15 protein-coding genes are annotated in these 18,421 nt (G+C 71.6%); 6 read left to right on the top strand and 9 right to left on the bottom strand.

Going from position 1 to position 18,421, the window contains the following annotated elements; translation table 11 throughout:
• Window positions 1-40 precede the first annotated feature (40 nt).
• Together ACFWXQ_RS29590 and ACFWXQ_RS29585 are read left to right on the top strand one after the other, a co-directional pair.
• Window positions 41-2,590 (top strand): SpoIIE family protein phosphatase, encoded by a 2,550-nt coding sequence (locus ACFWXQ_RS29590; RefSeq protein WP_383935230.1) that lies wholly within the window; start codon window positions 41-43, stop codon window positions 2,588-2,590.
• Window positions 2,591-2,693: 103 nt separating this feature from the next.
• Entirely contained in the window at window positions 2,694-4,646 is a 1,953-nt protein-coding gene (locus tag ACFWXQ_RS29585) for a glycoside hydrolase family 5 protein (RefSeq protein ID WP_383935469.1), read from the top strand.
• Window positions 4,647-4,656: 10 nt separating this feature from the next.
• Here the strand turns inward: ACFWXQ_RS29585 and ACFWXQ_RS29580 are convergent, their stop codons facing one another.
• From ACFWXQ_RS29580 to ACFWXQ_RS29570, 3 genes are read right to left on the bottom strand one after another with little or no spacing between them, the layout of a single operon-like run.
• Entirely contained in the window at window positions 4,657-6,051 is a 1,395-nt protein-coding gene (locus tag ACFWXQ_RS29580) for an MFS transporter (protein ID WP_383935232.1), read from the bottom strand.
• Window position 6,052: 1 nt separating this feature from the next.
• Entirely contained in the window at window positions 6,053-7,045 is a 993-nt protein-coding gene (locus tag ACFWXQ_RS29575) for an amidohydrolase family protein (protein WP_383935234.1), read from the bottom strand.
• A gap of 5 nt (window positions 7,046-7,050) precedes the next feature.
• The gene (locus tag ACFWXQ_RS29570; protein WP_383935236.1) at window positions 7,051-8,076 is read right to left on the bottom strand and encodes an amidohydrolase family protein; all 1,026 of its coding nucleotides are present in this window, start codon (window positions 8,074-8,076) and stop codon (window positions 7,051-7,053) included.
• 182 nt (window positions 8,077-8,258) lie between these two features.
• Between ACFWXQ_RS29570 and ACFWXQ_RS29565 the strand changes: the two genes are divergently transcribed.
• From ACFWXQ_RS29565 to ACFWXQ_RS29555, 3 genes are read left to right on the top strand one after another with little or no spacing between them, the layout of a single operon-like run.
• Window positions 8,259-8,996, top strand: coding sequence for a response regulator transcription factor (locus tag ACFWXQ_RS29565; protein WP_383935238.1), 738 nt, complete (start codon window positions 8,259-8,261; stop codon window positions 8,994-8,996).
• 11 nt (window positions 8,997-9,007) lie between these two features.
• The gene (locus ACFWXQ_RS29560; protein WP_383935240.1) at window positions 9,008-10,537 is read left to right on the top strand and encodes a sensor histidine kinase; all 1,530 of its coding nucleotides are present in this window, start codon (window positions 9,008-9,010) and stop codon (window positions 10,535-10,537) included.
• Window positions 10,534-11,526, top strand: coding sequence for a TAXI family TRAP transporter solute-binding subunit (locus tag ACFWXQ_RS29555; protein WP_383935242.1), 993 nt, complete (start codon window positions 10,534-10,536; stop codon window positions 11,524-11,526). The genes ACFWXQ_RS29560 and ACFWXQ_RS29555 overlap by 4 nt, the downstream gene beginning before the upstream one ends.
• Before the next feature lie 29 nt (window positions 11,527-11,555).
• Here ACFWXQ_RS29555 and ACFWXQ_RS29550 read toward each other — a convergent pair whose 3' ends face one another.
• Genes ACFWXQ_RS29550 through ACFWXQ_RS29540 form a run of 3 tightly spaced genes read right to left on the bottom strand, consistent with a single transcriptional unit; the run spans window position 11,556 to window position 14,066 of the window.
• On the bottom strand, window positions 11,556-12,506 hold the full coding sequence (locus ACFWXQ_RS29550; protein WP_383935243.1) for a hypothetical protein: 951 nt from the start codon (window positions 12,504-12,506) through the stop codon (window positions 11,556-11,558).
• Window positions 12,507-12,555: 49 nt separating this feature from the next.
• Window positions 12,556-13,395, bottom strand: coding sequence for a hypothetical protein (locus tag ACFWXQ_RS29545; RefSeq protein WP_383935244.1), 840 nt, complete (start codon window positions 13,393-13,395; stop codon window positions 12,556-12,558).
• A 2-nt stretch (window positions 13,396-13,397) separates the two neighbouring features.
• Complete coding sequence (locus tag ACFWXQ_RS29540; protein ID WP_383935246.1) at window positions 13,398-14,066, bottom strand: SigE family RNA polymerase sigma factor; 669 nt, start codon at window positions 14,064-14,066, stop codon at window positions 13,398-13,400.
• Between the two features lie 279 nt (window positions 14,067-14,345).
• Between ACFWXQ_RS29540 and ACFWXQ_RS29535 the strand changes: the two genes are divergently transcribed.
• Window positions 14,346-15,380 carry a zinc-dependent alcohol dehydrogenase family protein gene (locus tag ACFWXQ_RS29535; protein WP_383935248.1) on the top strand — a complete coding sequence of 345 codons (1,035 nt, stop codon included), beginning with the start codon at window positions 14,346-14,348 and terminating at the stop codon, window positions 15,378-15,380.
• Between the two features lie 22 nt (window positions 15,381-15,402).
• Here the strand turns inward: ACFWXQ_RS29535 and ACFWXQ_RS29530 are convergent, their stop codons facing one another.
• From ACFWXQ_RS29530 to ACFWXQ_RS29520, 3 genes are all read right to left on the bottom strand, one after another.
• Window positions 15,403-16,383, bottom strand: a complete 981-nt coding sequence (locus ACFWXQ_RS29530) for a helix-turn-helix transcriptional regulator (RefSeq protein ID WP_383935250.1) — start codon at window positions 16,381-16,383, stop codon at window positions 15,403-15,405.
• Between the two features lie 124 nt (window positions 16,384-16,507).
• Window positions 16,508-16,774, bottom strand: a complete 267-nt coding sequence (locus ACFWXQ_RS29525; protein ID WP_383935252.1) for a hypothetical protein — start codon at window positions 16,772-16,774, stop codon at window positions 16,508-16,510.
• A 223-nt stretch (window positions 16,775-16,997) separates the two neighbouring features.
• Window positions 16,998-17,390 carry a DUF3883 domain-containing protein gene (locus ACFWXQ_RS29520; RefSeq protein WP_383935254.1) on the bottom strand — a complete coding sequence of 131 codons (393 nt, stop codon included), beginning with the start codon at window positions 17,388-17,390 and terminating at the stop codon, window positions 16,998-17,000.
• Window positions 17,391-18,421 lie beyond the last annotated feature (1,031 nt).

Below are 18,421 nucleotides of genomic sequence, written 5' to 3'. Positions count from 1 at the left end.
GCGCGAGGGGGAGAGCGCAACGAGAGCGAGATGAGTGGTCATGGAGCGGCGTGCCGTCGACGACCAGGAATCGGGTCCGGGCCCAGGCGGCGCGGGCGGGGCCCTCACGGCGCGTGCCACCGTCGACGAACACGGGGTCGTGACCGGATGGAACGCCGGTGCCCAGCGGCTGCTCGGGTACTCGGCGGCGCAGATCCTGGGCCGGCCGGCGGCCTCACTGCTCGCCGAGGAGCCCGCGGCGGGCGGTCTCCCGCCCCTCTCGTCCCTCCCGCCCCTCACGGAGCTGCCGAGATGGCACGGCACGCTGGCCCTGCGTCACCGTGACGGCCACCGGGTGGAGGCCAGGGTCCTCGCCCACCACAGGACGCCGGACGGGGTGGCGGACGGAGCGTCGGACGGAGTGGCGGACGGTGGGATGCGTGGGTGGCTTCTCGTTTCCGCTGTGCCCGGGGCGGCGGTGCGGGTCCGGACCGACGACGACGCTCTCGTGAGGCGGGGTTTTCTGGACTCTCCGTGCTGCTCGACCTCGGTGTACGACACGGATCTGCGGTTTCGCCGGTCCACGCAGTCGGGGCGGGGCGTGCTGGGCATGAGCGACGACGACCTGCGCGGGCTCAGGCTGACGGACGTGCTCGACGATCCGGTGGCGGAGAAGGTCGAGCGGGCGATGCGGCAGGTCCTGGAGACCGGTGAGACGCAGTACCTGGAGAACCACGCGCTCGCCCCGGGCGAGGCCCGCGACCACGCGTGGTCGGTCCACCTCTACCGCCTGGAGGACCCGGACGGCCGCGTCCTGGGCGTGGCGTCCACCGGGCACGACATGACGGAGCAGTACTGGGCCCGCAAGCGTCTCCAGCTGATCGCGGAGGCCGGCACCCGGATCGGCAGCACGCTCGACGTGACCCGGACGGCGCAGGAGCTGGCGAGCGTGGCGGTCCCGGACCTCGCCGACTTCGTCAGCGTCGACCTCCTGGCGTCCCTCGACGACCTGCCCGAGCGGCCCCCGGGACCGCTGCGGGAGGGCGCCTCCCTGGAGCTGCGGCGCATCGCCCACGAGTCCGTGTACCCGGACGTCCCGGAGGCGGTCGTCGCCCTGGGCGAGGTGGACACGTACCCGGAGGGCTCCCCGCCGGCGGAGAGTCTGCGGACGGGACGTGCCGTGCTGCACCGGGTGAACGAGGCGGCGATCGCGGGCTGGGTGGCCGCGGACCCCCTCCGGTCCGCCCGGGTCCGCGAGTTCGGCTTCCACTCGGCGATGACCGTGCCCCTGTCGGCACGCGGCACCACCCTGGGCGTGGTCGCCCTCGCCCGGCACCGGCACCCCGACCCGTTCGAGCAGGACGACCTGGTACTGGCCGAGGAACTGGCGGCCCGGGCGGCGGTCTGCATCGACAACGCCCTGCGCTACACCCGCGAACGGGCCACGGCCGTCACCCTGCAGCGCAGCCTCCTGCCACAGGGCCTGCCCGAGCAGGCCGCGGTGGAGGTCGCCTCCCGCTACCTCCCGGCCGGTGCCCGGGCCGGCGTGGGCGGGGACTGGTTCGACGTGATCCCGCTGTCCGGCACCAGGGTGGCGCTGGTCGTGGGCGACGTCGTGGGCCACGGCATCCACGCCTCGGCGACCATGGGCAGGCTGCGTACCGCCGTACGTACGCTCGCGGACATCGATCTGCCTCCCGACGAGCTGCTCACCCACCTCGACGACCTGGTCGGCCGCCTGGCCACCGAGGCGGAGGGGGCGGTGGAGGCATCCCCCGACCGGGCGAAACCGGGAGCCCGGGGGAGATCCGCCGCCGAGGGGGAGAGCCAGGGGGACGTCGGAGCGACCTGTCTGTACGCCGTGTACGACCCCGTCTCCCGCCGGTGCACCCTCGCCAGGGCCGGGCATCCCCCGCCGGCCGTGGTGAGCCCGGACGGCACGGTGGAACTGCTCGACCTTCCCGCGGGGCCTCCGCTGGGCCTGGGCGGTCTGCCTTTCGAGTCCCTCGACATCGAACTGCCGGAAGGAAGCCTGCTCGCCCTCTACACCGACGGCCTGATCGAGTCCCGCGACAGAGACCCCGACGAGGGGACCGCACGGCTGCGCCACGCCCTCGCCGCCCCCGCGGCCTCCCTCGACGCGCTGTGCGACTCGGTCCTGGCGGCCGTGCTCCCCCGGCGGCCCACCGACGACGTGGCCCTGCTCATCGCCCGCACCCGGGCGCTCGACACCGACCGGGTCGCGGCCTGGGACGTGCCCCCGGAACCGTCCGCCGTCTCCGAGGTCCGCAAGAACGCCCTGCGCCGGCTGGCGGACTGGGGCCTGTCCGACGCCGCCTTCGTCACCGAACTCGTCGTCAGCGAACTGGTCACCAACGCCATCCGGCACGCCACACCCCCCATCCAGCTGCGCCTCATCCACGACCGGACCCTCATCTGCGAGGTCTCTGACGCCAGCAGCACGGCACCCCACATGCGCCGCGCCCGTACGTACGACGAGGGCGGCCGAGGTCTTCTCCTGGTGGCCCAGCTGACCCAGCGCTGGGGCACACGTCCCACGCCCACGGGCAAGACGATCTGGGCGGAACAGAGCGTGGAGCCGGACCTGTGACCCACGACGCCCGACCGTCGCAGCCGTAGGCCTGGACCAATCCCGTGCCATCCTCCATGATGACGCTGCCATGACAATGACAGCGTCGTCCTCGGGATTCGGGATGGTGACCGTGCGCGGATCCTTCGTCGGGGCGGCTCTGGCCGCCGTACTCCTGCTGGCACCCCTGACCGCCGTTCCGGCGGCCGCGGCGCCGCAGGACTCCGCGCTCAGGAGCGCGCCCGCCTCCGATACCGCGACGACTCCCACAGCCGTCAAGGCCGCCGAGGACTGGACGGCGCCGCTCAGCACGCGCGGCCGCTGGATCGTCGACGCGGACGGCGACCGCTTCAAGCTGCGCTCCGGCAACTGGCATGGCGCCAGCGGCACTTGGAACGGCTCCGGAAGCGTGGACGAGGACGCCAACCACCACGCGGGGGAGAACTCCGGCCGAACACCGCTCGGCCTGGACCGGGCCCCCATGGCCGAGATCATCGCCGGTTTCCAGGAGATCGGGATCAACAGCATCCGGCTGCCGTTCTCCAACGAGATGATCCACGACGGCGTGCCCGTCACGGACGACGCGGTCGCCGCGAACCCGTCCCTGCGCGGCCTGACCCCGCTCCAGGTCTACGACGCGGTGGTACGCGAACTCACCGCCGCGGGCCTCGCCGTGATCCTCAACAACCACACCAACACGACCCGTTGGTGCTGCGGAGTCGACGGCAACGAACGCTGGAACGCGAGCCAGTCGGCCGCGGCCTGGGAGAACGACTGGCTCTTCATGGCCCGCCGCTACAAGGACAACAAACGTGTCGTCGGCGCCGACCTCTACAACGAGGTCCGCCGCAACATCTGGGACGACCCCAACTGGGGCCTCGGCAACGACCACGACTGGTTCGCCGCCTCCCAGCGCGTGGGCGACCGCATCCTGACGGAGGCCAGCCAGGACCTCCTCATCATCGTCGAGGGCATCAACTGGACCGGCATCCCCATCGACGGCTTCGCACACGAACGCCCCACCCTGGAGCCCGTACGCCGTCTCTCGCACACCCTCGTCGACTCCGGCAAGCTCGTGTACTCCGCCCACTTCTACGACTACACGGGCCCGAACCACAGCGGCGCCACGGGGACGGGCGAGACGACCGACCCCCGCTACCGCGACTTCAGCCCGGCCGAACTGATCGCCGTGCTGAACCGCCAGGCGTTCTTCGTCACCGGGGAACAGGACCAGCACTTCACGGCCCCCGTCTGGATCAGCGAGTTCGGCGTCGGCGGCCGTGAGGAGACGGGCGCCAAGCCGCGTGCCTGGTTCGAGAACTTCGTCGACCAACTGATCCGCACCGACGCCGACTTCGCGTACTGGCCGCTCGTCGGGTGGCACGAGAACCGCCGGGGCAACGGCTGGGCCCTGCTGCACTGGGACTCGGCGGGCCACCGCATGGGCGTGAACGACGGCGACGACTGGCGGGCCGCGGCCTGGAACCGGCTCGTCCGGGCCTCCGGCCGTACGGGCCAGGTCGCCCCCGTGACGGAGTGGTCGATGCTCAGCCCCGACCACGGCGACTTCGTCGCCTCACGCCGGATGCGCGCGCTCCCCGACTGGGACTCCGGCGCCCGCAAGGCCGCCTGCCCCGACGGACAGCGCCTCCTCGGCCTCGGCCACACGGGCAACCGGGGCCTGTGCTCCGACGTGACCGCCGGCGCCCTGTGGGCCCCGGCGGGCGGACACGAGGTGGTCAGGGACGAACGGCACGTCACCCCGGACTGGGCCTCCGGATACACCAAACTCCAGTGCCCTGCCGGCCAGTTCCTCACCGGCTACAGCGTCCGCGGCTCCGCCGTCTCGGCCGCCCTGTGCGCGGCGGCCCCGGCGGGGAGGCTCGGCACGGCCGGCCGTACGGTCTGGTTCGACCGCGGCGACAACAGGGGCCAGGACCCCAAGGGCGGCGACTTCGCGAGCGGCCACTACAAGGGCCAGTGCGCGACCGACGAGTACGCGGCCGGGATCGCGTACACCGGCCGCGTCGGCTCGGCACGGACCCCGGACGCGCTGTACTGCCGGAAACTCGCCTGACCGCCGGGGCTCAGGCAGGGACGCCCGCACGTTGCCGTTCCGCTTCCGCGAGGCGCGCCGAGCGGGTCAGCGGGCCGAAGACGGCAAGCACGATCGCGCCCACCAGCCAGGTGCCGGCGATGAAGTAGAAGACGCTCTGATAGCCGTGGCCGTTGTAGAGCGCCGCGACGATCAGCGGACCGGCGGCGTTCGACAGCCGGCCGAAGCCGTAGGAGACGCTCGTCCCCAGCGAGCGGGCCCGGGTGTCGAAGAGCTCGGGTGAGTAGGCGTACGCGAGGGCCGTGTAGCCGCGCTCGAAGAGGTTCACCAGGAAGCCGAACACGATGATGAGGACCGGGTTGAACGTGAGCCCGTACAGCAGACCGCAGGCCGCGATCACCGTGCCGAAGGCGACCAGGCACCACTTGCGCTCGAACCGGTCGGTGACCAGCGAGGCGAGGTAGCAGCCGAGCGGTGCGCCGACCGTGGTCAGGGCCACGTAGAAGACGGACTTCTCGACGCTGAAACCCTCCTTGGCCAGCAGGGTGGGCGCCCAGCTGGAGTAGCCGAAGAAGCCGATGGTCTGCGTCATCCACAGCACGGTGAGCAGCAGCGTCGGGTACAGGTACTTCTTCTGGAGGAGCAGGCGGAGTGGTGCCTTCGTCGACGGCGTCTCGGCGACCGGGGGCGCGGGCTCGGGGAGGGGCCCCTTCTCCGCGGCCACGCTCTCCTCGATCTCCCTCAACACCGCGTCCGCCTCGGCGTGTCGGCCCCTGCTCTCCAGCCAGCGCGGTGACTCCTTGAGGTGCCGGGTGAACAGGACGAGCAGGATGCCGAGGGAGCCCCAGATGTAGACCAGCCGCCACGACCAGTCGGTGAGCGGCACGACCGCGCTGGCGATGAGGTTGGTGACGGGCGTGCCGCAGATGCCGATGACGATGGCGTACGCCTGGTACTTGCCGCGGATCGCCGACGGATACATCTCGTTGATGTAGACGACTCCCACGACGGTCATCGCCGACAGGCCCGCCGAGGTCAGGACACGGAACACACCGAGGGACACGAGGTCCCAGGAGAACGCCGCCGCGAACGAGAAGACACCGAAGAACATCGTCGTCCACAGCAGGGCCCGCTTGCGGCCCCACCGGTCGGAGATGGATCCGGCGACGATCGCCCCGATGAACATGCCGACGAACGAGAGCGAGGTGACATAGGCGACCTGGTCGACCGTCAGGCCCCACAGCTTGATGAGCTTCGGGGCGGTGGTGGCGAAGCTGTTGATGTCCGCGAACTCGAAGAAGTAGGCGAAGGCGATGGCGAGGAGGGTCACCTTGTGGAACCGGGAGACCGGGAGCCTGTCCAGCCGGTTCAGTGCGTTGGAGTGCGCGTTGGAGGATGTGTTGGAGTGTGCGGTGGAGTGCTGCATGTCAGAAGTCCTCGCCGGGCCAGTACAGGCCCATCGGGTTGGCGACCAGGAGCTTGTGCCGCTGCTCGTCGGTGACCGCCACCTGCGGCAGGTGGTCGACGAGGAGCCCGTCGTCGGGCATGTGGTCGGTGAGGTTGGGGTGCGGCCAGTCGGTGCCCCACAGCACCCGGTCGGGGAACTCCCCCACGACGCGGCGGGCGAAGGGGACGACGTCGGTGTAGGCGTGCCGTTCGCCGTCGAGGGCCGGGGGGCCGGTCACGCTGAGGCGCTCGGGACAACTCACCTTCACCCACACGTCGTTGGCGTCCACGAAGCGCAGGAACCGGGTGAACTCGGGCCCGTCCACGGGCTGTGTCACGTCCGGTCGTCCCATGTGGTCGACGACCAGCGGGGTCGGCAACGAGCCGAAGAATCCCTCCAGTTCGGACAGATCGGCGCTCTCGAAGTAGAGGACGACGTGCCAGCCCAGCGGGGCGACCTTCCTCGCGATCGTGTGCAGGTCGTCCGCGGGTGAGGTGTCCACCAGTCGCCGTACGAAGTTGAAGCGCACTCCGCGTACGCCCGCTGTGTGGAGGTCCAGCAGCTCGCTCTCGGAGACGTCCGGGCGGACGGTCGCTATGCCGCGCGCCCTGCCGTCGGCCGCCCGGACGGCGTCGACCATCGCGGAGTTGTCCGCGCCGTGGCAGGTGGCCTGCACGATGACGTTCCGCGCGATGCCCAAGTGGTCCCGGAGCGCGAACAGTTCGGCGCGGCCGCCGTCACAGGGGGTGTACTTCCGCTCCGGCGCGAAGGGGAACTCCGCCTGGGGGCCGAAGACATGGCAGTGGGTGTCGACGGTTCCCGGCGGCAGCCGGAACGCCGGCCTGGACGGGTTCCGGTACCAGTCCAGCCAGCCGGGGGTCTTGGGGGAGAGGGGGGCCCGGGGGGTTTCGGAGGTCCCGGAGGTCCCGGAAGTCCCGGAAGTCCTGGAGGTCCCGGAGGAGGGAGCGTTCATGTGTCTCACCGGCCCTGGCGCTTCAGCAGGGCGTCCAGCCGGGGATACACCGCGCGGGCGTTGTGCTCCTGGACCGCCGCCAGGTCGTCCGCGGGGAGGCCGGCCGCCTCCGCGTACCTGCGTGTGTCGTCGAAGTGATGGCCGGTGCACGGGTCGATGTCACGGACGGCGCCGATCATCTCCGAGGCGAAGAGGATGTTGCGGGCCGGAATGACCTCGTACAGGAGGTCCGAACCGGGCTGGTGGTACACGCAGGTGTCGAAGTAGACGTTGCCCAGGACGTGTTCCTCCAGCGGCGGCTTCCCGAGTGCCATCGCCAGGCCCCGGAAGCGGCCCCAGTGGTAGGGGACGGCGCCGCCGCCGTGCGGGATGACGAAGCGCAGGGTCGGGAAGTCGGCGAACAGGTCGCCCTGGACCAGCTGCATGAACGCCGTGGTGTCGGCGTTCAGATAGTGCGCGCCGGTGGTGTGGAAGGCGGGGTTGACGCTCGTGCTGACGTGGACCATCGCCGGGGCGTCGTACTCCACCATTTTCTCGTAGAGGGGGTACCAGGAGCGGTCGGTCAGCGGCGGCGCGGTCCAGTGGCCGCCCGAGGGATCGGGGTTCAGGTTCACGGCCACGGCGCCGAACTCCTCGACACAGCGGGTGAGTTCGGGGACGCAGGTGGCGGGGTCGACGCCCGGCGACTGCGGAAGCATCGCGGCGGGCACGAAGCGCTCCGGGTACAACTCGCTGACGCGGAAGCAGAGTTCGTTGCAGATGGCCGCCCAGGCGGCGGAGGTCCCGAAGTCCCCGATGTGGTGGGCCATGAACGAGGCGCGGGGCGAGAAGACCGTCAGGTCGATGCCTCGTTCGTCCATCAGCCGCAACTGGTTCGGCTCGATGGTCTCGCGCAGCTCGTCGTCGCCGATCCGCAGATCCGCGCGGGCGGGAGCGGCCGACGGGTCGGTGAGGGAGGCGATCTGCCGGTTGCGCCACGCCTCCAGGGCAGGCGGGGCGGTCGTGTAGTGACCGTGACAGTCGATGATCATTGCGGCGTCCTTCTCAGCGGGCTGCTGGGTGCCGTGCAGCCTGGCGCCGCCCCGCACGCGCCGACGAGAGGCCCGGACGCAGAACTAACCTCCCCTTAACACTCCGGCGGGCGCGTGCTCGGTGTGGTCTACATTCGGCGGACGGGAGTGGCCGGAAGTGGCCGGAAGGAGGTGTGGGCAGGGTGCAGATACTGCTGGCCGAGGACGACGACGGCGTGGCCGCGGCGCTCGTGGAGGTCCTGTACGACCACGGTCACGTCACCAGACGGGTCCGGTACGGCAGGGATGTGCTGACCTACCACCGCAGCTCCGACCTGCTGCTTCTCGATCTGGGCCTGCCCGACACCGACGGTCTGGACGTGCTGCGCGCCCTGCGGGCGGTGAGCGACATGTCGGTGGTGGTGCTGACCGCCCGCGGCGACGAGCGCTCGGTCGTGCGCGGTCTGCGGCTCGGGGCCGACGACTACCTCGTCAAGCCGGTGCGTCTCGCCGAGCTGCTCGCGCGGATCGACGCCGTCACCCGGCGGAACGCGGCGAGGGGCACTTCCGCCGTACGAACGGGCGCTTCCGCCGTACGGACGGTCCGTGCCGGTGACGTCGAGGTGGACCTCGACGCGCGCCGGGTCCGGGTCGGCGGGGCGGAGGTCGAGCTGACCACCAAGGAGTTCGACATCCTCGCGGTGCTGGCCGGGCGGGCGGGCACGGCGGTCAGCCGCGAGCAGCTCCTGGACGAGGTGTGGGGCGACGCCCGGCACGCCGTGTCCCGCTCCCTGGACGTCCACCTCACCCAGCTGCGCGCCAAGCTGTGCCGCCCCGAGCTGCTCACCACGATCCGGGGCTTCGGCTACCGCTTCGGGGACCTCGGCTTCGGGAACTCCGGCTTCGGGGACTCCGGGAACCTCCGCGATTCCGGGGCCTGAGGAGCCGGCGCGTGCGTACCCGGGTCCAGGCCGCACTGCTGCTGTTCGTCGTGATCGCGGTGGCCGCGTTCGCCGTTCCGCTGCTGCTGTTCACCGCGTCCGACCGCACCCAGCAGCTGGTCCTCGCCCGCAGCGCCGACCTGGACCGCTTCGCGTCCCTCATGGACCAGGCCGCGGCGACCGGCGACACCTCGGCCGTCGCCGCCGAGGTGCGACGCTACACACAGCTGTACGGCGAAGCACTCGTCGTCACCGACACGCGCCGCAACCCCGTCGTCCAGACCGGCGGCATGCGGGCGGCCGACCCCGCCGTCGCCCGGCTGCTCGACGCGGCGCTGCGCAACCAGACCGCGCATCCCGGGGGCGCGCTGCGGCCCTGGTCACGGGGGCACCGGATGTTCGCCGAGCCCGCGGGCACCGGGACCCGGGTCTCCGGGGCCGTCGTGCTGCGGGCCTCGGTGCAGACCGCGGCGGACGACATCACCCGGCGCTGGGCCGCCGTCCTCGCCGGAGCGGCTCTGGTCGCGATCGCGTGCACGGTCCTCGCCCGGGCCGCGACGGGGTGGGTGGTCAGCCCGCTGCGCCGGCTCGACCGGGCCGTCGGCCAGCTCGCCGCGGGACTCCCGCCCGAACAGACCCGAGCGGGCGGCCCGCCCGAACTGCGCCAGCTCGCGACGGGCTTCAACCGTATGGCGCGTACGGTCACGGCGGCCCTGGAGCAGCAGCGCAGGCTCGTCGCCGACACGTCCCACCAGATGCGCAACCCCATGGCGGCCCTCAGGCTCCGTGTCGACGCCCTGCACATCCACCTGCCCGCGCGAGCCGACCGTACGTACTCCGGGGTCACCACCGAGCTAGACCGTCTGGAGAGCCTCCTCGACGACCTGCTGGCCCTCGCCACCGCGGAACACCGGGCCGGGGAACTGACGGTGACCGACGGCTCGGACGCCCGCTGCGACGCGGCGGCGGTGGCGGCCGCCCAGCACGGCCTGTGGGAGCCGGTCGCCCACCGCGCCGGAGCCCGCCTGGGCTTCCGGGCCTCTCCGGCCCCCGTCCCGGCCGCCTGCACGGACCGCGAACTCGCCCAGATCACGGACATCCTCCTGGACAACGCCATCAAGTACGCGGGCCCGGGCGCCGAGATCTCGCTCCGCTGCACCATCCAAGGCCCGCACGCGGTCCTCACTGTGACCGACGACGGCCCGGGCCTCGGCACGGAGGAACTCGCCCTGGCCACCACGAGATTCTGGCGTTCGGGCCGGCAACGACAGGACGGGACGGTGGGTACGGGTCTGGGGCTGGCCATCGCCGAACAGCTGCTGGCGGGACGGGGCGGCCGACTGGAGCTGGGGCCGGCCCACCCGCGAGGACTGCGGGCCAGGGCGCTCGTGCCGCGTGCCGTGACCGACGGAGCGGACGGAATGGACGGAGCGGACGGAATTTACATAGCCGATGGCGGTCTCGATGGCGACGGCTTCGGCAGGGATGGCGCCGGGGATGGCGTCGGCAGGGATGGCGACGGCGACGGGGGTGCGCGGTGAACCGCCCAGCCGACCGCCGCACGCTGCTCCACGCCGCCCTGGGCACGGCGGCCGTCGCCGTTCTCGGGGGCGCGCTCACGGGCGACACCTCGCGGCAGCGTCCCGGGCCGAGCGGTGTCCTGCGGTTCGCGACCGGTGAGCCCACGGCGTTCTACGAGGCCTTCGGCCGCCTCGTCGCGGCGGAACTCGAGACGGCGTACCCCCGCCTGAGCTGCCGCGTCCGTACCACCGCGGGCAGTGTCACCAACATCGAACTGCTCCGCGACCGCCAGGCCGACCTCGCACTAGTCCTCACCGACACCGCGCAGGCGGCCCAGGACACCGCCCTCTTCCCGCAGCCGGTGCCCCTGCGCGCGATCGGCAGGGTCTACGAGACCTACCTCCAGTTCGTCGTCCGCGCGGACTCACCCGTGCGCGCGGTGTCCGACCTGGCCGGACACACCGTCTCGCTCGGGGCGACCGGATCGGGCGCGGCCGAACTCGGCGAACGGATCCTGCACGCCGCGGGCCTCTCCCCCGGCACCGACGTCCCCGTACGCCACCTCCCGCTGGCCGACGCGGCCGACGCGATGCGGGCGGGCTCGGTCGACGCCCTGCTCGTCGCTGGCGGCGTACCCCTGCCCGTCCTGTCCGGCCTCGACGACCGTCCCGGCCTGCGGTTCCTGCCGCTGGCAGGGCTGCTGCCGAAGCTCGGCGGCCGCGCCGGTCTGGCGGGGTCGGGCCTGGAGGAGGTGTCCCTGCCGCAGAGCGCCTACCGGACAGCGGGCGGAGTCGCCACCATCGGCGTGTCCAACCTGCTGGTGTGCCGCCCCGATCTCCCCCGTGCTGTCGCGGACGCACTGACCCGTCTGCTGGTCCTCCGCGCGACCGCCCTCGTCCCCGACAACGCCGTCGGCACCCAGTTCCTCGACGTCGGCAGCCTGATCGGCACGGGCGGCATCGCCCTGCACCCCGGGGCGGTCGCCGCGTACCGCTCACTGCACGGCTGAGCCACTTCGAACGCAGGCGGGAGCCGCGTTCACGCGCCGTCTCCCCAGTACGGGTTGGCCTCCTCCTTGGGGAAGTACGCGGCGCGGAACTTCCTGCCGCACTCCAGGTCCTTCAGCGCGATGTCGATGTCCGCGGTGAGGAGCGGAATCGCCTGCTTCTCGGTCAGCTCGCGGGCGTGCTCCGGGCGTTCCTTGGTGAGGTCGATCCGCACCATGTTGGCCATGCGGGTCGGCCGGGTGGTGGAGACGGCGATGCCCTCGGCCTTCAGACAGGCGGCGTACTCCTTGGCGAGCCGCACCAGTTGGGCGTCGCCGTTGAGCACCAGCCCGTTCTGCAGGTTCGCCTCGGTCCTGGCGTTCTGCTTCCGCTTCTCCTCCTCGGCGCTCAACGGAGGTCCGTACGCCGCGGTGTTCCCCTCCAGGGTGCATCCGGCGTCCTTCTCCTCCGCCTTGGTCCTGGCCGGGGGACCGTACAGCGCGGCCTCGTACGCCTTCATCTGCGCCGGGGTCAGCCCCTTGGTGTCGTCGTCCACCGGGTCGAGGACCTTTCCGCCGACCTTGCCGCCCGCGTTGCTGAAGGGGACGTTCGGGTCGTCGGGGTGGGCGGCCGCCGCATAGGTCCCGAAGCCGTACTTCTGACGGTACTTCTTCGCCGACGCGTAGTCCTCGCCGTCACCATCGGTGTTGGTGTCGACCGGCGGCTTCGCCCACGCGTGCGGTGTGTAGGTGAAACCCTGCTCCTTCATGCAGGCCGCGATGGCGTTCTCCCGGATGTACTCCTTCCTGGCCTCGGCGCTCACGCCCTCCGGGATGCTGAGCCGCTCGGCACCGGCGACGCTCTCCGTGCCGCCGTCCACCGCTGAACTCCCGCTGTTCTGGCCGCCCTTGTCGCCCGAACCGGCACCGCAGGCGGCCAGCACCGGGAGCATGCCGACGGCGAGGGCCGCGATCAGGGAACTGGGTATTTTTAGCATGGACATGCCATATCTCCATTCAGGGTTGTGTTCTTGCTGGTCGGTTACGGACCTGTCAGCCGTCGGTCTCCTTGACGGCGTCGAAGAGCCGGGGGTCGGTGGCCAGCCGGTACAGCGTCTGGCGGACCGAATCCGTGTACTCCAGGCCGCCCTTGCGGTTCTCGCCGGCCTCGCTCGCGATCACCTGCACGGTCCATCCGCCGGAGGTCACGTAGGCGACGCCCATCGCGTAGTCGTTGCTCTTGTCGCTCCCCGGTTCGGGCAGCTCCTGCTGGAGCACGTAGTACTCCAGCAGGTTGTCCCCCTCTTTCCTCGGGACGACCGAGCACTTGGTCAGTCGGCCGCCCCACGGCGTGGTGAGTACGCGGCCGAAACCGTTCCGGCACTCCACGGGGCCCGGCGGGAGCAGGGGCTGCGCGGCCGTGGACCGTGCGACCGACACGTACAGATAGCTCGGACGGCCGGACGCGTCGAGCCATCGGAAGTAGCGCTGCGCCCCGTCCTGACGCTTCGGATCCGCGGGCTCGACCGTGCCGGACTTCGCCGTGACGACCGACCGCAGCAGCCCCAGCGAGGGGTACCAGACCGACGGCTCCGCGGCCGGCGGCGCGGGCGCGCGCTCCTCCACCGTCGACGGGAGCACCGCGTACCCCCCGACGACCATGGCCGCGACCGTCGCCACGGCGCTCAGCGCCACCCCGATCCGGCGCCGACGGCGGATCCGCCTGCCCCGCGCGGCCGCGCCCGGCACCAGATCCGGCATCGGCGGCTCGGCACCGGGACTCAGCCTGCCCAACGCGTCGACGAGGGCGAACTCGTACGCGTCCCCGTCGCCGCTGCCGCTGCCGCTGCCGTGCCTGCTCCCGTGTCCGTCGGCGCCGGACTCCCCAGCCATGCTCACCACCCCGCCCTCAGATGTCCGCTTCCCGAGTCCATACCTGCACGACCGCCATCGCTGTGTCCGCTGTGTCCGCTGTGTCCGCCCCCGCCGCTGCCGGGCGGCGTCGGCGCGAGCGGTGTATCGCCCAGGATCCGGCGCAGCGCGGTCAGCCCCCGGGAGGTCTGGCTCTTCACCGTGCCGACGCTGCACCCCAGCGCCGCCGCGGTCGCCTCCACGCTCTGGTCCTCCCAGAACCGCAGCACCAGCACCGCCCGGCTGCGCGCGGGCACCTGCCGCAGCGCGGCCAGCAGCGTCAGCCGGAGCTCCGGGTCCCGTGCCGGGGCCGCGACGTCGAACTCGTACGCTCTGGGCCGCTCCCACCAGCGCCGCCGCCGGGTCTCGTCCACGAAGGTCCGGAACAGCACCTTGCGGGCGTAGCCGTCGGGACTGTCCAGCCGCACCCGACGCCACGCCGCGTAGAGCTTCGCGAGCGCCGTCTGTGTCAGGTCCTCGGCGAGGTGCCAGTCACCGCACAGCAGATATGCCGTACGGCGCAGCTGCGCCTGGCGGCTGCGCGCGAACTCGTCGAAGTCGAGCCCGGCTTCGACCTCGGCCTCGACCTCGACCGCGCCACCGGTGTCGGTGTCGGTGTCGGAGACGTCCTGTTCGTCCGGCGTCCGGATCACAGGCCCCCTCCGCCCGGCACCGCAGCGGTGCGCGGTGAGAAGTGCTTCATGCCGTACGTACGGACCGGGCGGCCCGGAAGGTTGTCACGGATCCGAGAAATCTCCGCGAACCCATGGCCGACGTCCCGCTGCTACGCCGGTCGGCCCAGTGCGATGAGCGCGATCACCTGCCTGAAGGACATCGTCGGAACGAGGCCCGGGCACGGACCAGTACCCGGGCACGGAGGAGCGGCACCCCATGGAAATCCTCAAGCCACGACACCCGATCGGAAAGCACTCATGCGAGCAACACTGATCTACGGCGCCGGCGACATCCGCGTCGAGAACGTCCCCGACCCGAGGATCCAGCGGCCCACCGACGCGATCGTCCGGGTGCTGCGCTCCTGCATCTGCGGCAGCGACCTGTGGCCGTACGGGTCGCGGGAGGCCACCGAGCACGGGGACCGCATCGGCCACGAGTTCCTCGGCACCGTCGAGGAACTCGGCTCCGACGTGTCCGGCCTGAAGCGGGGCGACCTGGTCGTCGCCCCGTTCGTCTGGGCGGACAACACCTGCGACTTCTGCGCCGAGGGACTGCAGACCTCCTGCCGGCACGGCGGCTTCTGGGCCTCGCCGGACGTGGACGGCGGCCAGGGCGAGGCGGTACGCGTCCCGCAGGCGCAGGGCACGCTGGTCAAGCTGCCCGTGGCCGAGGACTCGGCCCTGCTGCCGTCCCTGCTCACCCTGTCCGACGTGTTCTGCACCGGCCACCACTGCGCGGTCACCGCCGGGGTCGGCCCCCGTACGACGGTCACGGTCGTCGGCGACGGAGCGGTCGGCCTCTGTGCCGTGCTGGCAGCCAAGCGGCTCGGTGCGGAGCGGATCGTCCTGATGGGCCGGCACAAGGGCCGCACCGACCTGGGCCGCGACTTCGGCGCCACCGACGTCGTCGCCGAGCGGGGCGAGGAAGGCATCGAGCGCGTACGGGAACTGACCGGTGGCGACGGCACCCACACCGTCCTGGAGTGCGTCGGCACGCTGCCCGCCCTGCACATGTCGGTCGGCGCGGTCCGCGCGGGCGGCACGATCAGCCGCGTAGGGGCACCGCAGTACCCCGAAGTCCCCTTCGGCTTCCCGGAGTTCGCGAGCAACCTCACCCTCACCGGTGGGATGGCCCCGGCCCGCGCCTACATCGAGGAGCTGCTGCCCGACGTACTGGAGGGCCGCATCGAGCCGGGCCGCGTCTTCGACCGTACGGTCGACATGGACGGCGTTCCGGACGGCTATCGCGCGATGGCGGACCGCGAGGCGCTGAAGGTCCTGGTCAAGCCGTGAGCCGACGGCCGAGGCGGGTGTGTCAGCGACGCCGGGGCGCCGGCCCGGAGGCCGGGCCCGGGGCCTCCGCCTCGGCCGACTCCCGGTCCCCGTCGCCGTCCTCGCCCCCGTCCCGGTCGAGGCGGACCATCACGTCGTACTCCGGAGTGCCGGGAACGGCGTGGTACGCGACCAGACGCCGGCCCGAGCCGCCGTCCAGCTGGAGGGAGTGGTAGCCGAGGGTGAAGGTGCCGGCGTCGGGGTGGTGGAAGGTCTTGCGGCCCTGGCTGTGGCCCGTGACGTCGTAGTGCTCCCAGAGGGTGGCGAAGTCCGGGCTCTTCGCGAGCAGTTCGTCGACCAGGCCGATGAGGTCGGGGGCGTCCGGTTCGACGCCGGCCAGGGTGCGGAGGCGGGCGACACAGCCGCGGATCTGGATCTCCCAGTCCTCGAACAGGACGCGGGCGGTCGGGTGCAGGAAGACGTACCGCACGATGTTGCGCTGCCCCTCCGGCCAGTCCGCGAGCCCGGCCATCAGCCGCAGCCCGCCCGGATTGACGGCCAGAACGTCCATGGTGCGGCTGACGATGTGCGCGGGGTTGGGGCGCAGGCTCTCCAGGAGCAGTTCCATGCCGGGATCCACGCTCGTGGTGGGTTCCCCGGCCGCCCGGAGCGGGGTCGCACCGCGGCGGGCGGCGTGGGCGGCGAGGTCGCGCAGATGCCGGCGTTCGGGTTCCTCCAGCAGCAGGGCGTTGGCGAGGGCGTCGACGACGGACGGGCTGGGGTTGGTCTCCCTGCCGCGTTCCATGCGCGTGTAGTAGTCGATGCTGACCCCGGCGAGAGTCGCCAGCTCCTCGCGGCGCAGCCCGGGCGTGCGACGCAGCCCGGGTCCGGCCGGGAGCCCGACATCGGCGGGCGTGACCCGCGCCCGCCGGGCTTTGAGAAACCGCCCCAGCTCGCTGCCACCGCCACCGCTGCCACCGTCGCTGCGACCGCTGCCGCTGCCGCTGTGCTGCTCGCGTGCCATGCGTTCCAGTCTCGCAGCCGGGTTACCAGCGGGACAGCTGAGTGGGGGGCCCTGTCACACCCCCTGAAACGGGGCTTTCCGCGCAGCCCGGCCTACCAGGACGGGGGATCCGCCGACGCGGCCCTCACCGCGTCCGTCGTGAGTGCCGGTTCGTCCGTCGACGCAGAGTGAAGGCGCAGGCAAGCATCCCGAGGCCCCAGGCGATCAGAAGGGCACCCCACAGGGGCATGGTCACCTGCGGGACGAGAAGTCGGATCTCGACGTCCTCGCGGTTCTGGAAGATGAACACCAGAGCGATCGCGCTGATCAGAACGAACGGCGCGAGCCGCCGGACACCGGGCCGCGAAAGGAACGGCGTATGCGCCTTGTGGTCAGTACTGGTCTCACTCATGGGGCCGCCTCTCCGTCACGCACCCCTGCATCCAGCGTCCTCTCCCACGACGCGCCCCGCCACTGAGGGGGCTGTGCGGGGGCAACTCTTCGTGTGGTGCCGGATGCGATACGTGTCAGGTCCGCTTGCGGTGGAGACGGCTCCAGCGGTCGCGATCCTGGTCCCGGCCCCGGCCCCGGTGCTGGTCCCGGTCCTGGTCCCGGTGGTCGCCGTACCGCAGGCCTCAGCTCAGGCGCTCGGCCTGGTCGTACTCGGCGGCCTTGAAGGTGGGCCAGTACGTGAGGTGGGGCCGGCTTCGCTCGATCATCGCCAGCAGCGTCTCTCCGTGGAGGACGCGCACTCCGACCTCTGCCCCGTCGAGGCCCGCGAGGTTGTCGACCACGTAGACGTAATAGTGCTCGGGGTTCGCCTCGGCGGCCGTCGCCTGCCGATGCTCCAGCGGCAGCGCTTCACTGCGCGCCGAGCGGCTGAACGCCTTGACCTCGATCATGCGAGGCGGACTGTCGACGTCGTACGGGAGCCCCGAGGTGTGCACATCCTTCGGGTCACGTCCGGCGGCCCGCTCCACGGCCATCACATGCGCGATCGCGGCCTGCTCCGTCTCCCGGTTTCCCATGGCACCCCCTGGTCGGTGGCCCCATCGTGTCGTGGGAAACGTCGGCTTGGGAAGCTGCGGGCTTGGCGGGCCGACTTAGGCGGTTGATCACTGGTGGGTCCGTTGTCAGTGCCTGTGGCTATGGTCTCCAACGCGCGGTCGGCTTCCGGGGGTTCCAGCTCTGTAGGGAATGGTTGCATCCCCGGCCTGTCCGGGGGAGGCCCGGGAACTTGTCCGGGCCCAACCGACGGCCGGGCTTCGCCGATGGCCAAGCGATGCCCTGTCAGCGCCGACCGCGCACTCTCCACACCCGCGTATGCCCGCTCGACTTCGCCCAGGTACTGCTCCAGCCGGAAGCGAACCTCCTCGACGGGCCTGCCGTCGGGCCCCGGGTACATCAGGTCAGACCAGATGACCGTCTCACCCCGGAGCCGGACCCGGATGGTGAGCCTGTCCGGCCCTGGCTCGGGCTGCTCCTGGGCTGCCACGTCCACTGTGCACGGCATATCCGTCGGCCAGAGCGGTCCGCCCGGGCGGAGCAGCCGCCTCGGATCGAGGCCGGCCATTCCGCTGTCGCTGCGCGTGATCAAGTCGAGGCCGTCGACGAAGAGATACGTGTGAACGGCAGTACACGCCGGCGGCCCAGGACACGCACTGATGAACAGCGTGCTCACCGCACCATCGCTTCGCCCGTCGGGCACGGCGGCCCTCACCTCGCGCGGGGACCTACGCGGCATCCGCCTGCTGTGACGTCATGGACCGATGCTAGCGGCCACACCGACGTACGCATCTGTTGGCGCCGGCTGTCGATGTCGGGGGCGGAGCCACCAACTCTGGTGCCCGAGTGGGACCTCAGCCTGGGAAGCCCGAGCGTTGTCAGTGGCGGCTGCTAGCTTCCGTGGCAGAAATGAGCCGGTTCGCTGTTCTCACCGAAGAACACGGCGGCCAAGGGGGGTGGCCGGACAGGCGTCTCCGGACCAGCGTGTCCCGGGACACCGAATGGCTCCGCACCCACCCCCCTCACAACCTTCTGATCCGCAGCTCTGTGTGGA

The sequence above is a fragment of the Streptomyces sp. NPDC058697 genome, assembly GCF_042715345.1.
GTDB classification, from domain to species: domain Bacteria; phylum Actinomycetota; class Actinomycetes; order Streptomycetales; family Streptomycetaceae; genus Streptomyces; species Streptomyces liliifuscus.
This window is presented reverse-complemented; position numbering and strand designations above follow the sequence as displayed.

What these genes read in the sequence shown, in the direction of transcription:
- ACFWXQ_RS29590 (WP_383935230.1), top strand. Translation starts at nt 41, where the DNA reads ATGGAGCGGCGTGCCGTCGACGACCAGGAATCGGGTCCGGGCCCAGGC.
- ACFWXQ_RS29585 (WP_383935469.1), top strand. Translation starts at nt 2,694, where the DNA reads ATGGTGACCGTGCGCGGATCCTTCGTCGGGGCGGCTCTGGCCGCCGTA.
- ACFWXQ_RS29580 (WP_383935232.1), bottom strand. Translation starts at nt 6,051, where the DNA reads ATGCAGCACTCCACCGCACACTCCAACACATCCTCCAACGCGCACTCC.
- ACFWXQ_RS29575 (WP_383935234.1), bottom strand. Translation starts at nt 7,045, where the DNA reads ATGAACGCTCCCTCCTCCGGGACCTCCAGGACTTCCGGGACTTCCGGG.
- ACFWXQ_RS29570 (WP_383935236.1), bottom strand. Translation starts at nt 8,076, where the DNA reads ATGATCATCGACTGTCACGGTCACTACACGACCGCCCCGCCTGCCCTG.
- ACFWXQ_RS29550 (WP_383935243.1), bottom strand. Translation starts at nt 12,506, where the DNA reads ATGTCCATGCTAAAAATACCCAGTTCCCTGATCGCGGCCCTCGCCGTC.
- ACFWXQ_RS29545 (WP_383935244.1), bottom strand. Translation starts at nt 13,395, where the DNA reads ATGGCTGGGGAGTCCGGCGCCGACGGACACGGGAGCAGGCACGGCAGC.
- ACFWXQ_RS29535 (WP_383935248.1), top strand. Translation starts at nt 14,346, where the DNA reads ATGCGAGCAACACTGATCTACGGCGCCGGCGACATCCGCGTCGAGAAC.
- ACFWXQ_RS29530 (WP_383935250.1), bottom strand. Translation starts at nt 16,383, where the DNA reads ATGGCACGCGAGCAGCACAGCGGCAGCGGCAGCGGTCGCAGCGACGGT.
- ACFWXQ_RS29525 (WP_383935252.1), bottom strand. Translation starts at nt 16,774, where the DNA reads ATGAGTGAGACCAGTACTGACCACAAGGCGCATACGCCGTTCCTTTCG.
- ACFWXQ_RS29520 (WP_383935254.1), bottom strand. Translation starts at nt 17,390, where the DNA reads ATGGGAAACCGGGAGACGGAGCAGGCCGCGATCGCGCATGTGATGGCC.